22 protein-coding genes and 1 pseudogene are annotated in these 20,857 nt (G+C 38.0%); 17 read left to right on the forward strand and 6 right to left on the reverse strand.

What is annotated here, in order from left to right; genetic code table 11:
- The first annotated feature begins 31 nt into the window (after positions 1-31).
- Positions 32-907, forward strand: coding sequence for a fructokinase ScrK (scrK, locus tag A5819_RS15950; protein ID WP_086281644.1), 876 nt, complete (start codon positions 32-34; stop codon positions 905-907).
- Between the two features lie 85 nt (positions 908-992).
- Here the strand turns inward: scrK and A5819_RS15955 are convergent, their stop codons facing one another.
- Positions 993-1,439, reverse strand: a complete 447-nt coding sequence (locus A5819_RS15955) for a VOC family protein (protein ID WP_086281643.1) — start codon at positions 1,437-1,439, stop codon at positions 993-995.
- Positions 1,440-1,523: 84 nt separating this feature from the next.
- Between A5819_RS15955 and A5819_RS15960 the strand changes: the two genes are divergently transcribed.
- From A5819_RS15960 to A5819_RS15970, 3 genes are all read left to right on the forward strand, one after another.
- Positions 1,524-2,465: a YafY family protein gene (locus tag A5819_RS15960; protein WP_086281642.1), complete on the forward strand. Its 942-nt coding sequence runs from the start codon at positions 1,524-1,526 to the stop codon at positions 2,463-2,465.
- 124 nt (positions 2,466-2,589) lie between these two features.
- The gene (locus tag A5819_RS15965; RefSeq protein ID WP_086281641.1) at positions 2,590-3,189 is read left to right on the forward strand and encodes an alpha/beta hydrolase; all 600 of its coding nucleotides are present in this window, start codon (positions 2,590-2,592) and stop codon (positions 3,187-3,189) included.
- 97 nt (positions 3,190-3,286) lie between these two features.
- Positions 3,287-3,541: a YtxH domain-containing protein gene (locus A5819_RS15970; protein ID WP_086281640.1), complete on the forward strand. Its 255-nt coding sequence runs from the start codon at positions 3,287-3,289 to the stop codon at positions 3,539-3,541.
- Between the two features lie 107 nt (positions 3,542-3,648).
- Here A5819_RS15970 and spxB read toward each other — a convergent pair whose 3' ends face one another.
- The gene (gene spxB, locus A5819_RS15975) at positions 3,649-5,376 is read right to left on the reverse strand and encodes a pyruvate oxidase (protein ID WP_086281639.1); all 1,728 of its coding nucleotides are present in this window, start codon (positions 5,374-5,376) and stop codon (positions 3,649-3,651) included.
- Positions 5,377-5,536: 160 nt separating this feature from the next.
- Between spxB and A5819_RS15980 the strand changes: the two genes are divergently transcribed.
- Positions 5,537-6,355 carry a ZIP family metal transporter gene (locus A5819_RS15980; RefSeq protein WP_086281727.1) on the forward strand — a complete coding sequence of 273 codons (819 nt, stop codon included), beginning with the start codon at positions 5,537-5,539 and terminating at the stop codon, positions 6,353-6,355.
- Between the two features lie 51 nt (positions 6,356-6,406).
- Here the strand turns inward: A5819_RS15980 and A5819_RS15985 are convergent, their stop codons facing one another.
- The 3 genes and pseudogenes from A5819_RS15985 to A5819_RS20150 all read right to left on the reverse strand — a co-directional run.
- Positions 6,407-6,865, reverse strand: coding sequence for an S-ribosylhomocysteine lyase (locus A5819_RS15985; RefSeq protein WP_086281638.1), 459 nt, complete (start codon positions 6,863-6,865; stop codon positions 6,407-6,409).
- Positions 6,866-6,958: 93 nt separating this feature from the next.
- Positions 6,959-8,230 (reverse strand): thiamine pyrophosphate-dependent enzyme, encoded by a 1,272-nt coding sequence (locus A5819_RS20145; protein ID WP_369596921.1) that lies wholly within the window; start codon positions 8,228-8,230, stop codon positions 6,959-6,961.
- A 69-nt stretch (positions 8,231-8,299) separates the two neighbouring features.
- Positions 8,300-8,605: pseudogene (locus A5819_RS20150) on the reverse strand (thiamine pyrophosphate-binding protein); the annotation flags it as partial.
- A 233-nt stretch (positions 8,606-8,838) separates the two neighbouring features.
- Here A5819_RS20150 and A5819_RS15995 point away from each other — a divergent pair.
- The 7 genes from A5819_RS15995 (at position 8,839) to A5819_RS16025 (ending at position 15,763) form a co-directional block, all read left to right on the forward strand.
- Complete coding sequence (locus tag A5819_RS15995; RefSeq protein ID WP_086281637.1) at positions 8,839-9,894, forward strand: aspartate-semialdehyde dehydrogenase; 1,056 nt, start codon at positions 8,839-8,841, stop codon at positions 9,892-9,894.
- Between the two features lie 433 nt (positions 9,895-10,327).
- Entirely contained in the window at positions 10,328-11,200 is an 873-nt protein-coding gene (gene dapA / locus A5819_RS16000) for a 4-hydroxy-tetrahydrodipicolinate synthase (protein ID WP_086281635.1), read from the forward strand.
- Positions 11,201-11,231: 31 nt separating this feature from the next.
- Positions 11,232-12,920, forward strand: a complete 1,689-nt coding sequence (locus A5819_RS16005; RefSeq protein ID WP_086281632.1) for a ribonuclease J — start codon at positions 11,232-11,234, stop codon at positions 12,918-12,920.
- Positions 12,921-13,162: 242 nt separating this feature from the next.
- The gene (locus tag A5819_RS16010) at positions 13,163-14,344 is read left to right on the forward strand and encodes an AI-2E family transporter (RefSeq protein ID WP_086281630.1); all 1,182 of its coding nucleotides are present in this window, start codon (positions 13,163-13,165) and stop codon (positions 14,342-14,344) included.
- 161 nt (positions 14,345-14,505) lie between these two features.
- On the forward strand, positions 14,506-15,069 hold the full coding sequence (gene amaP / locus A5819_RS16015; RefSeq protein WP_086281628.1) for an alkaline shock response membrane anchor protein AmaP: 564 nt from the start codon (positions 14,506-14,508) through the stop codon (positions 15,067-15,069).
- Positions 15,070-15,081: 12 nt separating this feature from the next.
- Complete coding sequence (locus A5819_RS16020; protein WP_086281626.1) at positions 15,082-15,315, forward strand: DUF2273 domain-containing protein; 234 nt, start codon at positions 15,082-15,084, stop codon at positions 15,313-15,315.
- Positions 15,316-15,385: 70 nt separating this feature from the next.
- Positions 15,386-15,763, forward strand: a complete 378-nt coding sequence (locus A5819_RS16025; RefSeq protein ID WP_254907327.1) for an Asp23/Gls24 family envelope stress response protein — start codon at positions 15,386-15,388, stop codon at positions 15,761-15,763.
- 166 nt (positions 15,764-15,929) lie between these two features.
- On the opposite strand, the gene A5819_RS16030 is transcribed toward A5819_RS16025, so the two are convergent.
- The gene (locus A5819_RS16030) at positions 15,930-16,388 is read right to left on the reverse strand and encodes a methylated-DNA--[protein]-cysteine S-methyltransferase (protein WP_086281624.1); all 459 of its coding nucleotides are present in this window, start codon (positions 16,386-16,388) and stop codon (positions 15,930-15,932) included.
- Positions 16,389-16,478: 90 nt separating this feature from the next.
- Between A5819_RS16030 and A5819_RS16035 the strand changes: the two genes are divergently transcribed.
- The 5 genes from A5819_RS16035 (at position 16,479) to A5819_RS16055 (ending at position 20,799) form a co-directional block, all read left to right on the forward strand.
- Positions 16,479-17,858 carry a bifunctional UDP-sugar hydrolase/5'-nucleotidase gene (locus tag A5819_RS16035; protein WP_086281620.1) on the forward strand — a complete coding sequence of 460 codons (1,380 nt, stop codon included), beginning with the start codon at positions 16,479-16,481 and terminating at the stop codon, positions 17,856-17,858.
- 34 nt (positions 17,859-17,892) lie between these two features.
- The gene (locus A5819_RS16040; protein ID WP_086281617.1) at positions 17,893-18,552 is read left to right on the forward strand and encodes a YutD family protein; all 660 of its coding nucleotides are present in this window, start codon (positions 17,893-17,895) and stop codon (positions 18,550-18,552) included.
- 6 nt (positions 18,553-18,558) lie between these two features.
- A complete protein-coding gene (locus A5819_RS16045; protein ID WP_086281616.1) occupies positions 18,559-19,329 on the forward strand; it encodes a TIGR01457 family HAD-type hydrolase in 771 nt (256 codons plus the stop codon).
- A 1-nt stretch (position 19,330) separates the two neighbouring features.
- Entirely contained in the window at positions 19,331-19,978 is a 648-nt protein-coding gene (locus tag A5819_RS16050) for a TIGR01906 family membrane protein (protein WP_086281614.1), read from the forward strand.
- Between the two features lie 185 nt (positions 19,979-20,163).
- The gene (locus A5819_RS16055; RefSeq protein ID WP_086281612.1) at positions 20,164-20,799 is read left to right on the forward strand and encodes a MarR family winged helix-turn-helix transcriptional regulator; all 636 of its coding nucleotides are present in this window, start codon (positions 20,164-20,166) and stop codon (positions 20,797-20,799) included.
- Positions 20,800-20,857: the final 58 nt, after the last annotated feature.

Consider the following 20,857-nt stretch of genomic DNA (forward strand, 5'->3'; position numbering starts at 1 on the left):
GAAGGATAAACTATATTTAGGAGTGACCAAAATGACAGAGAAGTTTTTAGGAAGTATTGAAGCAGGCGGCACAAAATTTGTATGCGGCATAGGGAATGACCAACTTGATATTATTGAAAGAGTCAGCTTTCCGACGACAACACCTGAGGAAACGATGGCTTTGGTGATTGGTTTTTTTAAGAAATACCCCTTAAAAGCAATTGGGATCGGATCTTTTGGACCAATCGATATTCATAAAGATTCAGCAACTTATGGTCAGATTACGTCTACTCCGAAACTAGCTTGGCAGGATTATGATATCGTTGGTGCCATGAAAAAAGAATTTAATATACCGATTGCTTTTACAACGGATGTCAATGCAGCAGCTTATGGAGAATATGTGGCGGGCGCTGGTAAGGGATTATCTAGTTGTGTCTATTATACAATTGGGACTGGCGTAGGTGCTGGTGCCATTCAAACCGGTTCTTTTATCGAAGGGTTTAGTCATCCTGAAATGGGACATATGATCGTAAAACGTCATCCAGATGATTCATTTGAAGGAAGCTGTCCATTTCATCGTGATTGTTTAGAAGGGATGGCGGCAGGTCCTGCAATCGAAAAAAGGGCTGGGAAAAAAGGACAAGAAGTAGCTGAAGATGATCCGATTTGGACTATTGAAGCTTATTATGTTGCTCAGGCAGCTTATAACACAACCTTGATGCTTGCGCCAGATGTGATAATTTTAGGTGGCGGCGTGATGAAACAACGCCATATGTTGCCAAAGGTCCATCATGAATTTGAGAAATTGGTCAATGGATATGTAAAAATACCACCGTTGGAACAATATATCGTAACACCAGCATTAGAAGATGATCCGGGAACGATTGGATGTTTAGCATTAGCTAAAAATGAACTACAGAAATTATAAAAAAATAGTAGCAAAACATAAGTAAGCAGCTATGGCGAACAATCACATAGCTGCTTACTTTTTTATTTTTAGCTGTAGTGATAAATTAAAGCATTAACCGCTTATCGTGCATTAACTGGATCTGTATACCAAAAGGATCTTCAACAATACCGTAGGCTCCGCTAAAGACATTTTGACTCAAGGAAGTGATGATTTTTACCCGGCCATCTGAGACTAGGCTAGAATAAAATGTTTGTATTTCAGCTAAATCAGCGCTTTGAAGACATAAAGAAAAATTATTGCCAAGCCTAAATGTTTCTGTAGGATCCATTGAATTTTCTGCGATCATAATCTTGTTTTTACCAACTTGCAAAACAGAATGCGAGAGAAAGTGTTTCGTTTCTTCTGTTACCTGAAAACTAGGGTCTTTTTTAGCCATCTGTTCATAGGTTACGACGAATAATTCTTTAGCATCTAAATGCTTTTTATAAAAAGCTAAAGCTTCTCCAGCACGTCCATTCATTGATAAAAATACAGCAATTTCTAAAGTCATCTAAATTCCTCATTTCTTTTATTTTCTTGACACGTTTAGTATACTGTTTAAAGGTATCATAACATGACACTTATAGGAGGCGTTATGAAAAAAGCAGAACGCATTAATGATATGATCCTTTTTCTAGCGGATAAAAATAGTTTCAATTTAAAAGAATTAATGAATCGATATACTATTTCAAAAAGTACTGCATTACGAGATGTACAGTCCCTTGAAGAAATCGGATTGCCAATTTATTCAGAGCTTGGTAGATACGGAAAATATCAACTATTGGATACTCGAATCATTGCGCCGGGTCTATTCACGGAAGGTGAAATTTACGCCTTATATTTCGCCTTATTAACGCTAAAAAGTTATCGATCTACACCTTTTAACGTGGGAGTTACTACGCTTGAATTAAAATATAACCAGGTTCTTCCAACTAAACTGCAACAAGAACTTTTATTAATGAACAAAATCATCTCTCTTGAACAAATCAATCATAGTAACACTAGTTTGTTTTTAAAAGACATCGTTAAAGGTATCCTTCGCGAAACGGTTTTTACTATACGCTACCTGAAAAATCAAGAACAACAGTCGATGACAGTTCAATTTATCCAGCTTTCTTCTAAATTTGGCCAATGGTACGCTAAAATCTGGAACATGGAAACCAAAAAAATTCGAGTGATTCGCTGTGATAAAATCCAAGAACTAGCTGAAACAGATGCTTTTGAACCAAGACTGCTAGAAGAGCTATTAAAAAAAACCGCAACTTTTTATCAAAAAGATCCATTACGTTCATTTTCAATTGAAGTTGATGAAAAAGGTAAGGATATCTTTTCAAAGGGACATTATCCATCTATGACAATCGAACCCTACCAGAAAAATTATCTCATTAGTGGTCAGTACCAAGCGAATGAGGAAGACTTTATCATGGACTATTTGCTTCAGTTTGGTCAATCAGTTCTCCAGATCGAACCGCTCCACTTACAAAAGAGGATTTTAAAAAGAGCCATTGCTATCGCTGATTATTGGCAAAAGCTGTAAAGTTGTCTGAAGAGGACAAATACAAGCAAACATGTTAAAATGATATTTTCGCTTACTAAAAGTAAGTATCTGACAAATAATAAAAGGATGATTCTAAAGTTAAATTGGAAGGATGAGGTTGAACATGCAGTACATATTTGAAGAAGGTCAAGCGCAAGGGAAAAAGTTATTATTGCTTCATGGAACCGGTGGCGATGAAACGTCATTACTAGAGATTGCTCATTACTTAGATGAAGGAGCAACCGTGCTGTCTTTTCGTGGAACAATTCAAGAAGCTGGAATGAATCGTTTTTTCAAACGGAATGGTTTAAATCAATTTGACTTAGTTAGTCTGGAAGCTGAAAGTGATCGACTGCTGCAAATGATCCTATCTGTCAGTGAAGAAAAAAAGATACCAGTAGAAGATTGGACCATTGTTGGCTATTCAAATGGCGCCAACATCGCAGCTCACATGCTTTTAGAACGTCATTTTGCGATTAAGCAAGCCATTTTGTTTCACCCAATGTCTTTAGGTGTAGATACACAAAAATTCTCACTCTCTGAAAAGAAACTGTGGCTATCGATCAGTGAAAACGATCCGATCATTTCGGCAGAAGCGTTTGATCAGTTAATTCAACAGCTAGAAAAACGTCAGGCAAACCTCACGATTACGTCAACAAGTACAGGGCATCAACTAACAATGGATGAAATCAATCAGGCTAAAAAATGGTTGAGTGAACATTAAATAGTAAGTTATTAAGAGCAAAGCGAATCTTTTGTAGCAAGTTTAAAATGATGTTATGCTAGTTATGTAGTATAAATTAACTAGGAGGGATTTTCACATGGCAGATTTAAATGGACGCTTTGATGATGCAAAAGACAAAGTTGAAGGAACAGCAAAAGAAGTTCAAGGTAAAGTAACAGATGATAAAGGTAAAGAACTTGAGGGCAAAGCGCAATCAGCTTTTGGCGATGTTAAGGACAAAGCTCGTGATGCCGGTGATGATATCAAAGAAGGCGCTGAAAAATTAGGCGACAAAATCAAAGAAGGCTTTGAAGATATCAAAGAAAAATTCCATAAACATGATGATAAATAAAAAATAAACATGAGGCGGGAGCAGAAGGTTTTCCTTCTGCTCCCACCGTGTATTCGTATTTAGTGTGTGAACCAAAAGTGATTTTCACTTTTGGTTCACACACTTTTTTAGTTTTTCAATAGTTGTTTCAAAACGGGCATATCATGAACCTCGTATTTTTCTTTAAACGCATTGATTTCATTCTCACTAAATTTTTCAGGATCTAACACTAATTCTTCGACAGGTAAAGGACGAGTATTTCTAATTTTTACATCGATCACAACTGGGCGCAGGCTTTTTTTAGCAGCTTCAAAAGCTGGTTCCAATTGGCTGTATTCAGTAATAGTAAAGCCCTGAGCCCCAAGTGCTTCAGCAACTTTGCCAAAATCGGCTCCTTCTAAATAGACTCCGAATTTCTTTTGTTCACTGTCTTCTTGCTCTGCTTCAATAAAGCCAAAGGAGTCATTTGAAAAGACTACGTTGATGATTGGTAATTTGTATTTTACTTGGGTGATGATATCCTGCATGACCATGGCAAAAGCCCCATCGCCACTTAAGGTGAAGACTTGGCGATCAGGATAGCTAAGCTGAGCGGCAATTCCTCCAGGCACACCGTTGCCCATTGTAGCGAACCAACCAGAAGTTGTGAATTTTTGTTTTCCGTTCATCTCTAAAAGCCGAATCGCATGGATTGTAGTATTGCCGACATCTGTAACAAAAATTGCCTCCTTGTCAGCAATTCGCCGGATTTCTTTAAACACAGGCTCCACTCGAAGTGGCTGATCTGCATTGTCATTAAAGCTTCTTAACCACGAGACCCAATTCACCTTATTTTTTTGATTGGCTTTTAACCAACGATCGGCTGGACGGGATTCACCTAGTTCGACCATTCGTTTTAAGGCTTCTTTAGCATCACCTAAAATGGCAACATCTGTCTTATGCCGACGACCGAATTTAGTCGAATCGATATCGATTTGGATGAATTTAGCATTAGGATTGAAGAAATAAGCAGCAAAAGGAAAGTCACTACCTGCAAATACGATCAAATCCGTTTCAGCTAAGGCTTCATTAGCGGGTTTAGTTGCAACACGAGCAGCAAAGCCAAGAAAATTTTCATATGCATCAGGAACGATTCCTTTACCTAAAACAGCGGAGACAACCGGCATTGAAAAATGTTCAGAAAAGGCTTGGATTTCAGGCCAACCGTTACGGGTTCCTTGTCCAATATAAAGAACTGGCTTTTCCGCAACTTCAATCAATGAGACGGCTTTTTTTAGATCGGTGTAATGTGGCATGACTAAAACAGTTCGATGATTCTTAGCAGTTGAAATGTCTTGAACAGGGATCTCTTTTGTCCCAAAATCAACAGGGAGCGTGACCACTGCAACACCATTGTTTTTATAAGCCGCTTTGATTGCTTCATCAATAACATGCGGTAAACTTTCTGGGGTCATAACAGTTCGATTATAAACACTAACATCAGCAAACATTGGGTTTTCGTTTAATTCTTGGAAGGAATTGTAATTCATAGAACTTGTAGCTACTTGGCCTAAAAGTGCTAAAACAGGAACGTGGTCCATTTGAGCATCATATAATCCATTGATCAAATGAGTTGCACCAGGACCAGCTGAACCAAAAGCCACACCGATTTTTCCTGTCAGTTTAGCATCAGTTGCGGCCGCTAGTGCACCGACCTCTTCATGGCGAACTTGAATATAGTTGATTTTTTCCTTTTCTTGGTATAAGGCATCCATGGTGGAATTGAAGGAGCCACCTGGAATTCCATATATATGGTCGATATCCCAACTTTCTAAGACTTTGATCATTGCAACAGCAGCGTTGATTGTTTCTGTCATTTTGCTCACTCCTTTTCTTAATTTTCCTTCTATATAAAGTATACTCTTTCTAGATTTTTGCACCAAATGAAAGCATTTTTCACTTTAGGCGTGGTCATAAAATCATTGGTGTGATAAAGTTAAGGAAAGAAAAGTGTTTGAGGAAGATGGGGTGTTCATCATAACGAATTGGCTGTTATCTTTAGAAGCTTGGCAGCAGGCATTAGTGGGGACAGGTTTTACTTATTTTATGACAGCTTTGGGCGCTGGGTTAGTTTTTTTCTTTAAAGAGATCAAAAAAGATATTCTTAATATGATGTTAGGCTTCGCGGCCGGTGTGATGATTGCGGCTAGTTTTTGGTCACTATTAGATCCTGCAATCAAACAAGCAGAAGAAAATGGCAGTATTGCATGGCTAGTTGTTAGTTTTGGATTTGGCTTAGGTGGTTTATTTTTATACATTGCAGATAAAACGTTACCTCATATGCATTTTGGTCCAAACCATGAGAAAGAAGGTCTGCCTAGTCATTTAAAACGGACGATTTTATTAGTATTCTCTATTACATTGCATAATATCCCTGAAGGGTTAGCTGTTGGGGTGGCTTTTGGTGCTGCAAATTCAGCTGATGATCCTAAAAAAGCGGTACTTGCGGCCATCTCTGTGGCGTTGGGAATCGGTATTCAAAACTTCCCAGAAGGTGCAGCTGTTTCAATTCCATTAAGACAAGAAAATTTAAGCCGGAAAAAAGCATTTCTTTATGGACAAGCTTCAGGTATTGTCGAGCCGATTGCAGGAATTATCAATGCGGTTTTAGTGACCAAAGTGACATTATTGTTGCCGTATGCTTTGGCATTTGCCGCAGGTGCAATGATTTACGTAGTCGTTGAAGAATTGATCCCAGAGGCGCAACAGACTGTGACTAGTAAGCGGCACTTTGCTGTTTTTGGTTTGATGCTGGGCTTTATTATTATGATGATTTTAGATGTAGCTTTAGGCTAAAAAACAGCCAACCTTACTCATTAAGGTTGGCTGTTTTTTTGGGAACTTATTTTACAAGATTCGTTCAAAGGGATCTAAACTAATCCCTTTTTCCAAAACAATCTTCGCATATTCTTGTGCAGAAAATAAAGAATGGTCTTTATAGTTGCCACATTCTTTTGCTGATACTGCTGGAACGAAATCTGTCTCAGCGATAAAGTTCAATACTTTTACCAAAGCATCGCGGATTTCTTTTGGCGAATGTTGGTTCCACATGATCATATAAAAACCAGTACGACAACCCATAGGTGAGATATCGATGATGCCTTCTAAGTGATCACGTAAGTTCACTGCTAATAAATGCTCTAAGGTATGAACTGCAGCTGTTGGTAATTCATCTTCATTTGGTTGTAAGAAACGTAGATCGTATTTTTCGATCAAAGCCTCACCATTTTTTTCAGTACCCGCTAAACGAACATAAGGCGCTTTAACGGTGTTATGATCTAATTCAAAACTTTCAACACGTGCCATAAGTATTCACTCCTTCAAATTAAGTAAATGTCGCTTTTAACTATAACAAAATACCTTGGAATGTCAATAGATTCAGGTAGCATGATCGATGTTTTAAGCATTTTGTTTGGCAAAGATCTTTCCTAATTTTTTTAATAACTCAGGTGCATCCTCTTGATCCATCACTACTTCGATCCATTGCATTCTTTCTGTATCGTTTCTTGCGGTCTTCATGACCTCATCAAGTTCAATTTCAGTGGAAACTTTGTACGTTGCAACAGTTTGTTCGGTTCCGCCAAAGACGAAAGGTAGTTTTTGATAATCCCACATTGGAATATAATTGTACTGTTCTGTGGCACCATGGATTTCCCGTTCAACTGTATAGCCGTTGTTGTTGATTACAAAAACGATCGGTGCAAGTTTTTCTCTGATAGCAGTTCCTAGTTCTTGAACGGTTAATTGCAATGAACCGTCGCCGATAAATAATAAATGGCGACTGTCTTTATTTGCAAGTTGACTCCCTAAAGCAGAGAGAAAGGTATAGCCAATCGAGCCCCATAGAGGTTGGCTAATGAAATGTACGGCTTTTTTTAGCGGCACATTTGTTAAACCGAAGAAAGAAGTTCCCTGCTCGCCAATGATCGTATCACCAGAGATCAAAAACTCTTCCACCATTTTCCAGAACTGTTTTTGTGATAAGTTTTCGTCGGCTATGGCTAGGTTTTCGGTTCGTTTTACTGGAATTATTTCCCCTGTAAATCTGGAGAAAGAGAGTGTGGCTAAGGCAGAAACAAAATGATCTAGCTGGACTTTTTCTTGTTGATCCCCATAAAATAAGACTTCGGTACTACCAATTGAGATAATTTGCTGATCGGTAAAGCCAAAACTAAAGCCGGAAGTTGCGGAATCAGTCAATTTTGCTCCTAAAAGTAACACTAAATCAGCTGTGTTAACACGGCTTCTAAGGGGTTCGTCTGTTGTTGAACCAGTGTATGTGCCTAAATAATGGGCATCATCTTCATTAAAAGCACTTTTTCCCAGTGGTAGCGTCGTAATCGGTAGGTTAAATTTTTGAATAAAGGCATCTAATTGCTGCTCTATATGGTAGCTTAAAATCTCATGCCCTGCAATGATAACCGGCCGTTGAGCTTGTTGTAAGGCCTGTTCCACTTCGGCTAGAATGGCGGCTTCAACAACGGTTAATTGTTCTGGTTGCGAGTTTAACTTACTTTGAGGTTTGCTGACTGTGATTGTAGCAATACCGATTGGCAAATTAATATAAACTGGCCGTTTTTCGGTTATCGCAATCAGTAAAACGCAATCGATCTCAGTTAAGGCATTGTCTGCTGTTAAGTGAGCGATGCCTGCGGTTACTTCTTCATGCATTTTTTCAAAACGGAAAAAATCGCCATCTCCTAAAGTATGATGAACAAGTTTTTTATTTGCTTGAATAGCTGTTGTAGGTGAGCCGACAATTTCGATAACAGGTACATTTTCCGCAAAGCTGCCCGCTAAACCATTGACATCACTTAATTCTCCAACACCAAAAGTTGTCACAAATGCTGAAATTCCTTTAGTACGGGCGTAACCATCAGCCATATATGCGGCATTTAATTCGTTCGCATTTCCGATCCATTCAAGATCTTATCTGGCAGTGATATGGTCTAAAAATTGTAAGTTATAATCGCCAGGGACACCGAATATTTCATCGATCCCTAATTCTTTTAAACGGTCTAATAAATAATCCGCTACAGTGTACATCTGATCATCCTCTTCAAAAAATTTCTTGCTAAGACAGTATAAATCTGTAAAAAAATTAGTCGACTAAGTTGCACAGATCCTAAGAAAGGCATTAAAGAACAATTTGAAATGTATTACCGAACATTTCCTGAAAATAAAGCAAAATCCTGTTACTTCCTATGTAGTAAACCCCAATATTATGGTAAAATAGAAAAAGCAACTTTCTTCAGGAATTTGAGAGGAGATTAATAAGTATGAAAAAAATGTATAATGTTGCCGTGGTAGGCGCAACTGGTGCAGTAGGCACTAAAATGATCGAAATGTTGGAAGAAAGCTCATTACCATTGAATCAGGTGAAACTTTTAGCTTCAAAACGTTCAGCGGGAAAAGAAGTAACGTTTAAGGGCGAGACCCTTGTAATCGAAGAGTTAGTACCTGAATCATTTACGGGTGTGGATCTTGCTTTATTTAGTGCCGGTGGCAGTATTTCAAAACAGTATGCGCCAGAAGCTGTTAAACGGGGAGCAGTTGTTGTCGACAATACAAGTCATTACAGAATGGATCCGGAAGTTCCTTTAGTGGTACCAGAGGTTAATCCACAAGCGCTAAAGCGTCATAAAGGAATTATCGCTAATCCAAATTGCTCAACGATCCAGATGATGGTGGCGCTTGAACCAATTCGTCAAGCCTATGGATTGGATCGTTTGATTGTTTCAACTTACCAAGCTGTTAGTGGAGCAGGGATCAATGCAATGGAAGAGCTAAAATCACAAGCGTTAGCCTATATCAATGGAACACCAGCTGAACAGCTAAAGGCTGAGATATTACCTAGCGGTGGTGACAAGAAGCACTATCCGATCGCATTCAATGCGTTACCTCAGATCGATGTTTTTGCAGAGGCTGATTACACGTATGAAGAGTGGAAAATGATCAATGAAACGAAAAAAATCATGGAAGACGATAGTATTAAGGTCGTTGCGACATGCGTGCGGATTCCTGTTTTATCAGGTCATTCTGAATCAATCTATATTGAAGTCAAAGAAGCTGGCTCTGATGTGAGCAAAATCAAAGAATTGATTGCCAATGCGCCAGGGGCTGTTTTACAAGATGATCCAAGTCAACAGCTCTATCCACAAGCCTTAACAAGTATCGATCGTAAAGAAACCTTTGTAGGTCGAATTCGTCAAGATATTGATATCGATAAGGGCTATCATATGTGGGTCGTTTCAGATAACTTGTTAAAAGGTGCGGCTTGGAATTCAGTTCAAATTGCTGAGACTTTGCATGAGATGGATTTGGTTAGAGTGTAGAGGGTAACAGTTAGTATGTTGTTGAAAAGTACAAGGTGAAGCGAAGCGGAACGTTGTTACCATATCTAGCTACACGGGCTAGCTCTTCGGAAAAAAGATAAAATCTGCCTGTGGCAAAAAGCGCCACAAACATATTTTCCTATTTTTCTGTCAGAGCTGAACGAGCCCGCTACGCTTTTAATATTATCTAGCTACACGGGCTAGCTCTTCGGGAAAAAGATAAAATCTGCCTGTGACAGAAAGCGTCACAAACATATTTTCCTGTCAAGGCTGAGCGAGCTCTTTCAGCTTTTAATGTCATCTGGCTGCACAAATCAATCCTTAGGAAAATAGATAAATTGTCAGTGAAACAAAGAACGTTTCAATGCCAATTTCCTAATTTTCTACAGGATTAAGCGATTTGTTCCGCTTTTAAATTAGGAGGTAAGTAAGTATGAATTTAGAAAATGCAACGATAATTACAGCAATGGTCACCCCTTTTGATGAAAGTGGCGCAATTGATTTTGCTAAGCTGCCTCAATTAGTAGACCATTTGCTTGATCATCATACAGAAGGAATTATTTTAGCTGGTACGACCGGAGAGTCACCAACGTTAACGCATGATGAAGAGATTGAGTTATTCAATGAAGTGATTCGTTTGGTTGATGGACGAGTACCGATCATCTGTGGTGTGGGAACCAATGATACTCGGGATTCTGTTGAATTTGTGCAGGAAATCTCTGCGATTAGAGGAATCGATGCTGGTTTGGCGGTTGTTCCTTACTATAACAAACCGAATCAAGAAGGGTTGTATCAGCATTTTAAAGCGATTGCTGAAGCAAGTGATTTGCCAATCATATTGTATAACGTTCCAGGAAGAACAGTTGCAAGTCTTGATGTAGCGACAACTTTACGTTTAGCTGAATTGGATAATATCATTGCAATCAAAGAATGTTTTGGTTTAGATGCGTTAACTGAGTTGGTAGAAAAGGCGCCAAAAGACTTTTTAGTGTATACTGGAGAAGACTCCTTAGCTTTTTCAATAAAAGCAATAGGCGGACAAGGGGTAATTTCAGTAGCTAGCCATGTATTTGGCACTGAAATGTACGATATGTTCCAGGCGCTAGATCACGGAGAAATCAAAAAGGCTGCAAGCATTCAGCGTCAGTTACTACCTAAAATGAATGCCTTGTTCTCAGTACCATCTCCAGCACCTGTAAAAGCAGTGTTAAACCAAATGGGCATTTCCGTTGGCGATTTACGTTTACCTCTTGTACCATGTACTTCTGAAGAAAAGGCGAAAATTTTAAGCATACTGGATCTTTGATTCAGTATGAGAATATAGAGAGGTGAAATGAGTGAGTACAATAAAAATCGTTCCATTAGGCGGCGTTCGTGAAAATGGTAAAAATATGTACATCGCAGAAGTGGAAGATGAAATTTTTGTACTGGATTGTGGATTAAAATATCCAGAAAATGAGCTATTAGGGATTGATGTGGTAATTCCCGATTTTACGTATTTGGTGGAAAATATTGACCGTGTTGCAGGTATTTTCTTAACACATGGTCATGCCGATGCAATCGGAGCATTACCGTATCTTTTATCGAAAGTTCATGTACCAGTATTTGGTACGGCATTAACGATCGAGTTAGCAAAATTAAACGTAGGAGATCATGCAGATTCAAAAGATTTCAATGATTTCCACGTAGTCGATGCCCATACAGAAATCGACTTTGAACATGCTACGATCAGTTTTTTCCGCACAACACACACGATTCCGGATTCAATCGGAATCAATTTAAAGACCAAAGAAGGCAATATTGTTTATACAGGGGATTTCAAGTTTGATCAAAGTGCGATCCCAATGTATGAAACGGATTTTGGTCGTCTGGCAGAGATTGGCAGAGAAGGGGTTTTAGCATTACTAAGTGACTCATCTAATGCTGAAAATCCGGCTCAAGTAGTTTCTGAATTACAGATTGCAGACGAAGTTTTTGATACGATTCGTTACTGGGAAGGCCGCATTATTGTGGCTTGTGTAGCAAGCAATCTTCAACGTGTGCAACAAGTTTTAGATGCCGCACATCGTTCTAATCGTAAAATTGTTTTAACAGGTCAAGACTTCCAACGTATTATTAATACAGCAATCAAATTGGATAAACTAAAATTACCAAGTGAAGATTTGATTATTAATGTAAAAGATATGAAAAAATATCAAGCAGATCAGCTGGTGATTTTAGAAACTGGAACAATGGGTGAACCAATCAAGTCACTACAAAAAATGGCAAATGGAACCCATCGTGTGATCAAAATCAAAGAAGGCGATTTGGTATACATTACAACAACGCCGACCACTGCGATGGAAACAGCTGTTGCTAAAACAGAAGACATCGTTTACCGCGCAGGTGGTGTAGTTAAACAGATTTCTGATAATATGCGTGTTTCAGGTCATGCAAGTCCCAATGACTTACAGCTGATGTTGAATTTGATGAAACCTAAATATTTTGTGCCGATTCAAGGTGAGTATCGTCAATTAGCTGCTCACGCTGATTTAGCCCATGAGCTAGGTATTCCATACAAAAACATTTTTATTACTGGACGAGGAGATATTCTTGAATACAGTAAACAAAAAATGAATGTTGCTGGGAGTACAACGGCTGATAATATCATGATCGATGGTATTGGTGTGGGGGATATAGGAAATATTGTCCTTCGTGATCGTAGAATCCTATCTGAAGATGGTATTTTTGTAGCAGTCGTTACGATCAATCGTCGTGAAAAACGCATTGTTTCACCTGCTAAAATCACTTCAAGAGGCTTTGTTTATGTTAAAACAAGCAAGGACTTGATGAAAGAAAGTAGTAGTATCGTGACAGAGATCGTTGAAAAACATCTTGAAAGTAGCGATTTTGAATGGAGCAAATTAAAACAAGATATCCGCGAGCAATTGAGCCGTTACTTGTTTGAACAAACAAAACGCCGCCCTGTGATCCTTCCAGTTATTATGGAAGCAACACAACGCAAAGGACGTAAAGCAGCAAATTAATCAATCGATCACTCAGTTAGCTATTATGACTGAGTGATTTATTTGTTTAAGCAGAAAGATGACTAATTTTTTACAGATACTGATTTTTTAGTTACAATGAAGTGATGAAGTTATCTAGCTTAGCAGACTAACTCTTTCAGCTTTTGCTTTGAAACACAGTGAAAGAAATGAACTGATGTTGAAAAGTACAAGCTGAAGTGAAGCGGAACGTTGTTACCATTGTAAAATAAGGAGGGAAGTTCATGGAGAAGAAACAAGAAACACGTTGGATCAAATTTCTTGGTGGTAAAAATTTATTATTCACGTTAGTTGCCTTGTTATTACTTGGTGCAGTGATTTTTATTTTTCATCAAGTTGGTTTTATTTTCGGGCCGATTGGTGTGATATTTAAAACGATTATTGGTCCAACGATTTTAGCATTGATTTTATATTATTTATTTAATCCAGTGGTCAATTGGCTAGAAAAACATAAAGTAAAACGTGTTTATGGCGTTTCGGCGATTTTTATTGTATTGATTACATTGATCGTCGTAGGAATCATTCTGGTCGTTCCGATTTTGCAAAAACAAGTTGATGGATTAGTCAAAAGTTTTCCGCAGTATATGAATGACCTAAACAAGATGGTCACGGATTTTTTCCATAACTCTGCATTAGAAAAACCGTTAGCCAATGCTTTAGATAGCATCCAAAAATGGTTTGACAATGTGTCTGATGGAATTGGTAGTTACTTTAGTAAGGCAGTGGAAGGGGCATCTACCGTATTTTCTACGTTAACAGGTTTTGCTTTAGTGATGGTGACCGCACCCATTATTACTTTTTTCCTATTAAAAGATGATCAAAAATTTTTCACCTTTGTTTTGAAGATTTTACCGCCCCGTTTTAGAAATGATGCCAAAGAAATCGGAGCAACCATGAGCAGTCAGGTTGGTGCTTATTTAAAAGGTCAGATTCTTGTTTCAATTTCGATTGGTATTTTAACGTTTATTGGTTTCTGGCTGATCAAGGTTCCGTATTCTGGAACGTTGTCGATCATTGTTGGTGTGACGGCTGTGATTCCCTATATTGGGCCAGTGATTGCCTTTATTCCGGCGGCAATCGTTGCTTTGATGGTTTCTTTCGGGATGTTTATCAAAATGACGATCGTTTGGATGATTGTTCAAATGTTGAACGGTCATTTGATTTCACCTCAAGTGATGGGGAAAAAGCTAGTTGTTCATCCATTAACGATTGTGATCGTATTGTTAGTGATGGGAGATTTATTAGGGATGTTCGGCCTTATTTTTGGTATTCCACTTTATGCGATCGCTAAAGTGTTGGTCACTTATATATTCCGTAAATTCAAGCAACGCTATAATCAATTTTATGGTGATAGCGGTGAATATGAAGATACTGAATTTTCAAAAGAAGAATATCTTGATGAATAGTTAAAAGAGCGCAAGTGAGTGGGAATCATTCAGCCAGTATATGCTGAACGGGTATCCACATGCTGGTGCTCTTTTTTTAAATCGTATCTTTTGTAATACTTTTTTTTAGGCGTTACAATTTAATCAACAGGAAAATAATATGTACATAAGGAGGGAAGTATATGAAACGATTACTGAAGACTATTTTTATGCTGATCATCGTGCTATTGTTTATTGGAACATTAGGGGTACTCAGTCAGCTGATCGACATTCCTTGGTTGACCGATCAAGTAGACTCGCTTTTATACAGCTATCCTTTGGGTAAGTCTCTTTTTGAAGGTATTTTACTCATTTTAGGGGGACTTTTGCTTCTTAGTCTGATCATTGTTTTTTCCGTATCAGGACGAAGAAAGCATTTAGTAGTGAAATCTGGTAAAGATCGAATCGACATTCCGAAAAGTACAGTAATCCAAATCGTAGAAGATACCTATAGTACGATTATTCACCCAGATAAAACGAAGTTGACTGTTAAAATCAAAGGCAAACAAAAAGTTGCTGTCAACGTCAGAGTCGATGTTAGAAGCAAAGAACGCTCTCGTCCGTTGGCAGAAGAAATCAAGGAACAATTACAACAATCATTGTCAGCTGCACTGGAATCGATTGATAGCCGAGTAACTGTTCAATTAAGAGAAAAAGATCCAATAGAAACAGGGGCATTTGGTAAAAAACAATCACGGGTGATTTAGGAGGGACAAGCCATGAATCAAGAGAAAAAAGATTATTGGATGAACGAACTGAGACCTTATCGTTTTCGGATAATTTGGACGACGGTATTTTTCTTACTCGCATTGATTTTGCTGTGGATTGGTTTTGGTAAGACACTTGTCTTGTTGATTTTTGCAGCAATCGGCTATATTATCGGAAAAATGCGGGATGAAGATTTAGATATTTATTCCTTGATAGATTCAGTCAGGTCTATGATCGGAATTTAAAAATAAGGTTAAGGAGTGAACGCAAATGACAGAAGCAGTACAAAATAATTCAAGTGCTTAAAAAACAAAGTTGACATTTGATGATGTAGTCATCAAAAAAATCGTAGGTGTGGTAATATCTGATAGCGATGGTATTTTGGGCTTGAGCGGTAATCTTTTTACTGATTTTGCTGATCGTTTTAGAGACAATGAAGATGTGACTAAAGGGATCGGTGTTGAAGTCGGTACCAAACAAGTGGCTGTCGACGTATCCGTGATCTGTAAATATGATGTAGCGATCTCAGAAGTTTTTGATGTTACTGTTGAAAAAGTCAAAGAAGCGATCAAACATATGACGGGCTTAGAGCTAGTAGAATTTAACATGAATGTCGATGACGTTATGACAAAAGAGCAATATTTGGAAAAATATCGTGGTAAAGATAGTGAAGAAAATAAGAAAGACAACTAGTCGATTTTTTTAATTTGTGCATTCTAATGAGACAACAACAAAATCAATGAGGTTGGGACGGAAATCTTTGAAATGTAGTTAGTGATTTTTTTGTTTCCACTGTTTATTCGGATTCTACGTAATAGGGCCATAACTCATAGAGTTATGGCCCTATTACGTGGACTTTTTAAATAGAGACATTTTCTACATGGAGTAAAAAACGTTTGATATCAAGCCCAGCTTGTTCAGAACTACCTGAATAGCCAGTCAATTTTCCGTTTTTGCCGATTACTCGATGACAAGGAACGATGATCGGAATCGGATTTTTACTATTTGCCTGACCAATTGCTCGAACAGCTTTTGGCGAATCAACAGCTTGAGCAATATCTAAATAGCTACGGGTCTCACCATAAGGAATTTGATAAAGAGCTTTCCAAACATTTCTCTGAAATTTAGTGCCACCGTGAATGGATAAAGGGACAGTAAAACAAGTGCGTTGACCAGCAAAATATTCTTTCAGCTCTTTAGCAGCGTGTTCTGTAAATTGATTGGTTTGATGCTGTTTTAGTTCAGAAAAAGAGATAGTCGTTAGACCTTCATGGTCGGCATCTAACCAAATAGAGCCAAAAGGAACATTAAGTTTCATTATTTTCTCCTTTATTGTGTGGTTACTTTATTATACTTCATCTGGAAGTGTGGTACTATATTTTTATATATAGAATTTGGGGGCGATAGAATGGAAGAAATCGTCATCTTTCACACGAATGATTTACATTCACACTTAGAAAATTGGCCTAAAATCAGAAGATATTTACGCTCTCAAAAAGCACAATATGAGCTGGCAGGTAAAACAGTTTTGACTGTGGATTTAGGCGATTTTGTCGATCGTTGGCATCCGTTGACAGAAGCTACTGATGGTCAAGCAAATGTAGAATTGATGAATGAGATCGGTTATGATGCCGCTACAATCGGCAATAATGAAGGTGTAGGGAATTCTAAAGAGCAGCTGAATCATTTATATGATCATCGGCATTTTGATGTATTATTAGGAAACTTGTTCGATTTAAAAACCGGTCAAGCACCTGACTGGGCAAGCCCTTATAAAATTATAGAAACTAAGTGTCATACAAAGATTGGTTTGATTGCATTAACAGCGCCATTTCCTTTAACCTATAGACCAAATGGCTGGGATATCCGATCTACGAAAGAGACCTTACCAGCATTGATCAGAGACGTTCAGCCCCAATGTGACGTGCTTGTTTTAATGAGTCATTTGGGGATTGACGAAGATATTAAAATCGCCAATCAATTTCCCGAAGTCAATGTATTACTAGGGTCACATACGCATCATTTATTTAAACATGGGGAAAAAATCAATCGTACACAACTTTCTGCTGCTGGTAAATTTGGCTATTATATTGGAGAGGTTCATTTAAGCATTGAAAATGGTAGGATTATTCATAGTGAAGCCAAAGCAATCCCGACTAGTGATTTCCCACTAGCATCAGAAGACCAACGAGAAGGTGATGACTACTTGGCTTTAGGACATCAACTGTTGAAAGCACAAAAAATTGCTGAAATAAAACAACCATTGCTGGTTGATTTGAATGCTGAACAACCGTTGATTGTAACGACCTTAAAAGCAATAAAAGAAAAAGGCCAGACAGAAGCTGCAATTTTAAACAATGGCCTATTTTTATCTGATATTCCAAAAGGAATCGTGGATGCAGACCAACTTCATGAAAGTCTGCCTCATCCAATGCATTTGATTCGGGTGACTTTATCTGGGACAGAATTGCTTCGAATGATCCGAGAGATGGAAAAAAATCGCAATTATCTAAGAATGTTTCCGATTACTGGAATGGGTTTTCGCGGTAAAGTTTTTGGAGAGCTTTACTATGATGGCATAACGTATGAGTTGCAAAAGCAACAAGTGCTGTGGCAAAATCGACCAATCGAGCCGCTAGGTAAATACACTTTCACAACAGTCGATCACTTCATGTTTATTCCGTTTTTCCCAACGATCGAGCTTGCGGGCAAGGTGGAGTTTATTTTCCCAGAATTCCTCAGAACGGTTTTAGGGAACTACTTGAACACGCACTACCCAATCCAATAAAAACAAGGTATAATAAACTCTAGGCGGTGAAAAAATGACAGAAAAAGTAAATAAACCATACAAATCAGCGAAACCAGCTAAACATAAAGAAGAACCAACAGCAACGTTAACAGAAGAAATCACAGCTGTTCTTGAAGAGATAAAAGAAGAACCAGTCAAAGAAAAGAAAAAAGGTGAAGTTGTCACACTGGTAGACGAAGTTCATGTAACAATCGGTGAACGCCAATACCTTTTGGTGAAAAATCATCGTGAAGCTTTTGACGGCGAGCGTTTGGGCGAGCGTTTTAGTGATGTTCTTTCCAGATATGATTATATTGTCGGTGATTGGGGATATGACCAGCTTCGCTTAAAAGGTTTCTTTAATGAGTCAAATCGGAAGGCTGCACCTGAGCAAAGAATCGATACATTAGAAGATTATTTATATGAATATTGTAATTTTGGTTGTGCTTATTTTGTGATTGAACGAGTAGGTGGCAAACGAGAAAAACAACAAACTCGCCGTAAGAAACCAAATAAAAAGTCAATCCACCAAAATCAAGCTCATACTGAAGAAAAACGAGTTCCAGTTAACAATAAAACCAAACCGGTGATAAAAAACCGTAAAGAAAATGAACCCCAAAAAGCAGTTATTGGCAAGCCAAAAAGTGAGGCTGCTAAAGGTCGCTCATTTACTATTCGCCAACGTGAGGAGTAATCATTTGTGGAAAAACATTACCAAGGGTATTTAATTGATTTAGATGGTACGATTTATCTAGGAAAAGAAGTAATTCCAGCAGGGAAACGCTTTGTTGAACGTCTACAGGAATTAGCGTTACCATTTCTTTTTGTGACCAACAATACGACTAAAACACCAGAAGCGGTTTCCGAGCGATTAGCGCAAGAATTTGATATTCATGTTTCAGCTAAAACAGTCTATACTGCTAGTCTTGCAACGATCGACTATATGAAAGAGCAAGGAAAAGGCAACCGTGTTTACGTGATTGGGGAATCTGGATTAGTCGATTTGATATTATCGGCTGGTTTTGTTTGGGATGAAGAGACACCAGATTATGTGGTAGTTGGTTTGGATACCGATATTAATTATGAAAAATTTGCAACGGCGGCCTTGTGTATCAGAAATGGTGCGACGTTTATCGGTACAAATCCTGATAAAAGCATTCCAACTGAGCGTGGCTTATTACCTGGTGCCGGCTCATTTATTTCATTAGTTCAAACAGCAACACAAGCGGATCCAATCATGATTGGAAAACCAAATGCAATTATTATGAATGAAGCCTTGAAAGTGATGCAACTAGACAAAGAACAGGTAGTAATGGTTGGTGATAACTATGAAACAGATATTCAATCGGGCCTTCAAAATGGGATTGATAGTTTATTAGTTTTATCCGGCTTTACAGCAAAATCAGCAGTTCCTAGTTTACCTGAACAGCCAACCTATGTTGTCGATTCGCTAGATGAATGGATTTTTTGAGATGAGAAGGAAAGAGCAAAGCTGGGTTTGGCGTGAGCGCGCTGGAATTGTCTGTTTGATTTTGACGATCATCTCTTTGAATGTTACGTTAACCATTAATTTTCGACCATTGTATATGATCGATATCGACGTGCTAAATATTTTAGATTATGTTTCACTTGATAAAGCAGACTTGTTAAAAAATTATGGAGAATTAATGTCCTATCTAAATCATCCATTCAATCACACACTGCAATTATCAGATTTTCCTGTATCAAAAAGTGGTGCCTTTCATTTTTATGAAGTCAAAAGACTTTTTTTACTCTGTTATGGCGTACTGATTGTTACGATAATTCCCAGTGGCTTCTTTATTAAGCGTTTGATCAAGGATAAACGAGTGTGGCGCTTGATTCGTCCATTCCAATGGGGAATGATCATTCCTGTGATTTTTGGAGCGATCATGGCCATTGGTTTTGATCAATTTTTTGTGGCTTTTCATGGTGTGTTTTTCAATAATGACGATTGGTTATTCGATCCTGTGACGGATCCAATCATCAATGTGTTGCCAGAAACATTTTTTATGCATTGCTTTATTCTCTTTTTTGTTTTACTAGAATTATGTTTCTTGATTGGTATCCTTTTTGGGAAACGAGAATTAAAAAAAATATAATTACTGGATTAAGTTGCTAGAAGTAGACTGTAAAGTTTGCTTCTAGCTTTTTTATGTAGGTAGCTTTGTAATGTTGTTTTACTTCATAATAAAGTAAAAAAGTAAATTATTGACATTTTAAGCAGGCGCCTTTATAATATAAATCAGGTACCTGATTTATATTTTTTTTAATGGAGGAATCGATTATGGAAGAACAATCATTGATGGAACAGTTTCTAAGGTTACAAGGGATGATGCAAAGATATTTTATGAAACGTCGTAGAGAACATGGACCTTTTGGAAATCCTCATCGAGGACAAGGCAGAGTTTTAAGCTTGCTAAAACTCAAACCTGAAACAACCCAAAAAGAATTGTCTTATTTGTTGGATATGCGTCCTCAATCGTTAGGTGAATTGCTAGCTAAATTAGAAAAAAATGGGTACATTAGCCGAGAACCACTTGAAAGCGATCGCCGTGTAATGGTGATCCGTTTAACTGAGGCTGGTATGGCAGCAGCTGATAATAACGATCAAGAAGAAGCGACAATCTTTGATGTATTGACTGAGTCAGAACAAGAATCGTTTAAAATCATCATAAGTAAACTACTTGATGCTTTGGAATCTGAGATACCAGAAGAAGAACGTGGTTTTAAAGGCCACCATATGCACGGTCGCGGTAGACATGGTGGCCCACGACACGGTTTTAATGATGGAAAAATGAGACGTGACTTTGATCAACGGGAGATGTTTGGTGGACCTGGTTTTCCTAAAAATGGAAAATTTGGGTTTGACCCATCAAAAGAAGCGACTGATGAGGGAGATGATGGGTTTAGTGATTTTTAATAAATAGCGATAAAAATCAGCATAAGCTAGGACAGAAGTATTTACTTCTAAGCGTTGA

The organism is Enterococcus sp. 7E2_DIV0204 (assembly GCF_002140855.1).
GTDB classification, from domain to species: Bacteria; Bacillota; Bacilli; order Lactobacillales; family Enterococcaceae; genus Enterococcus_L; species Enterococcus_L lemimoniae.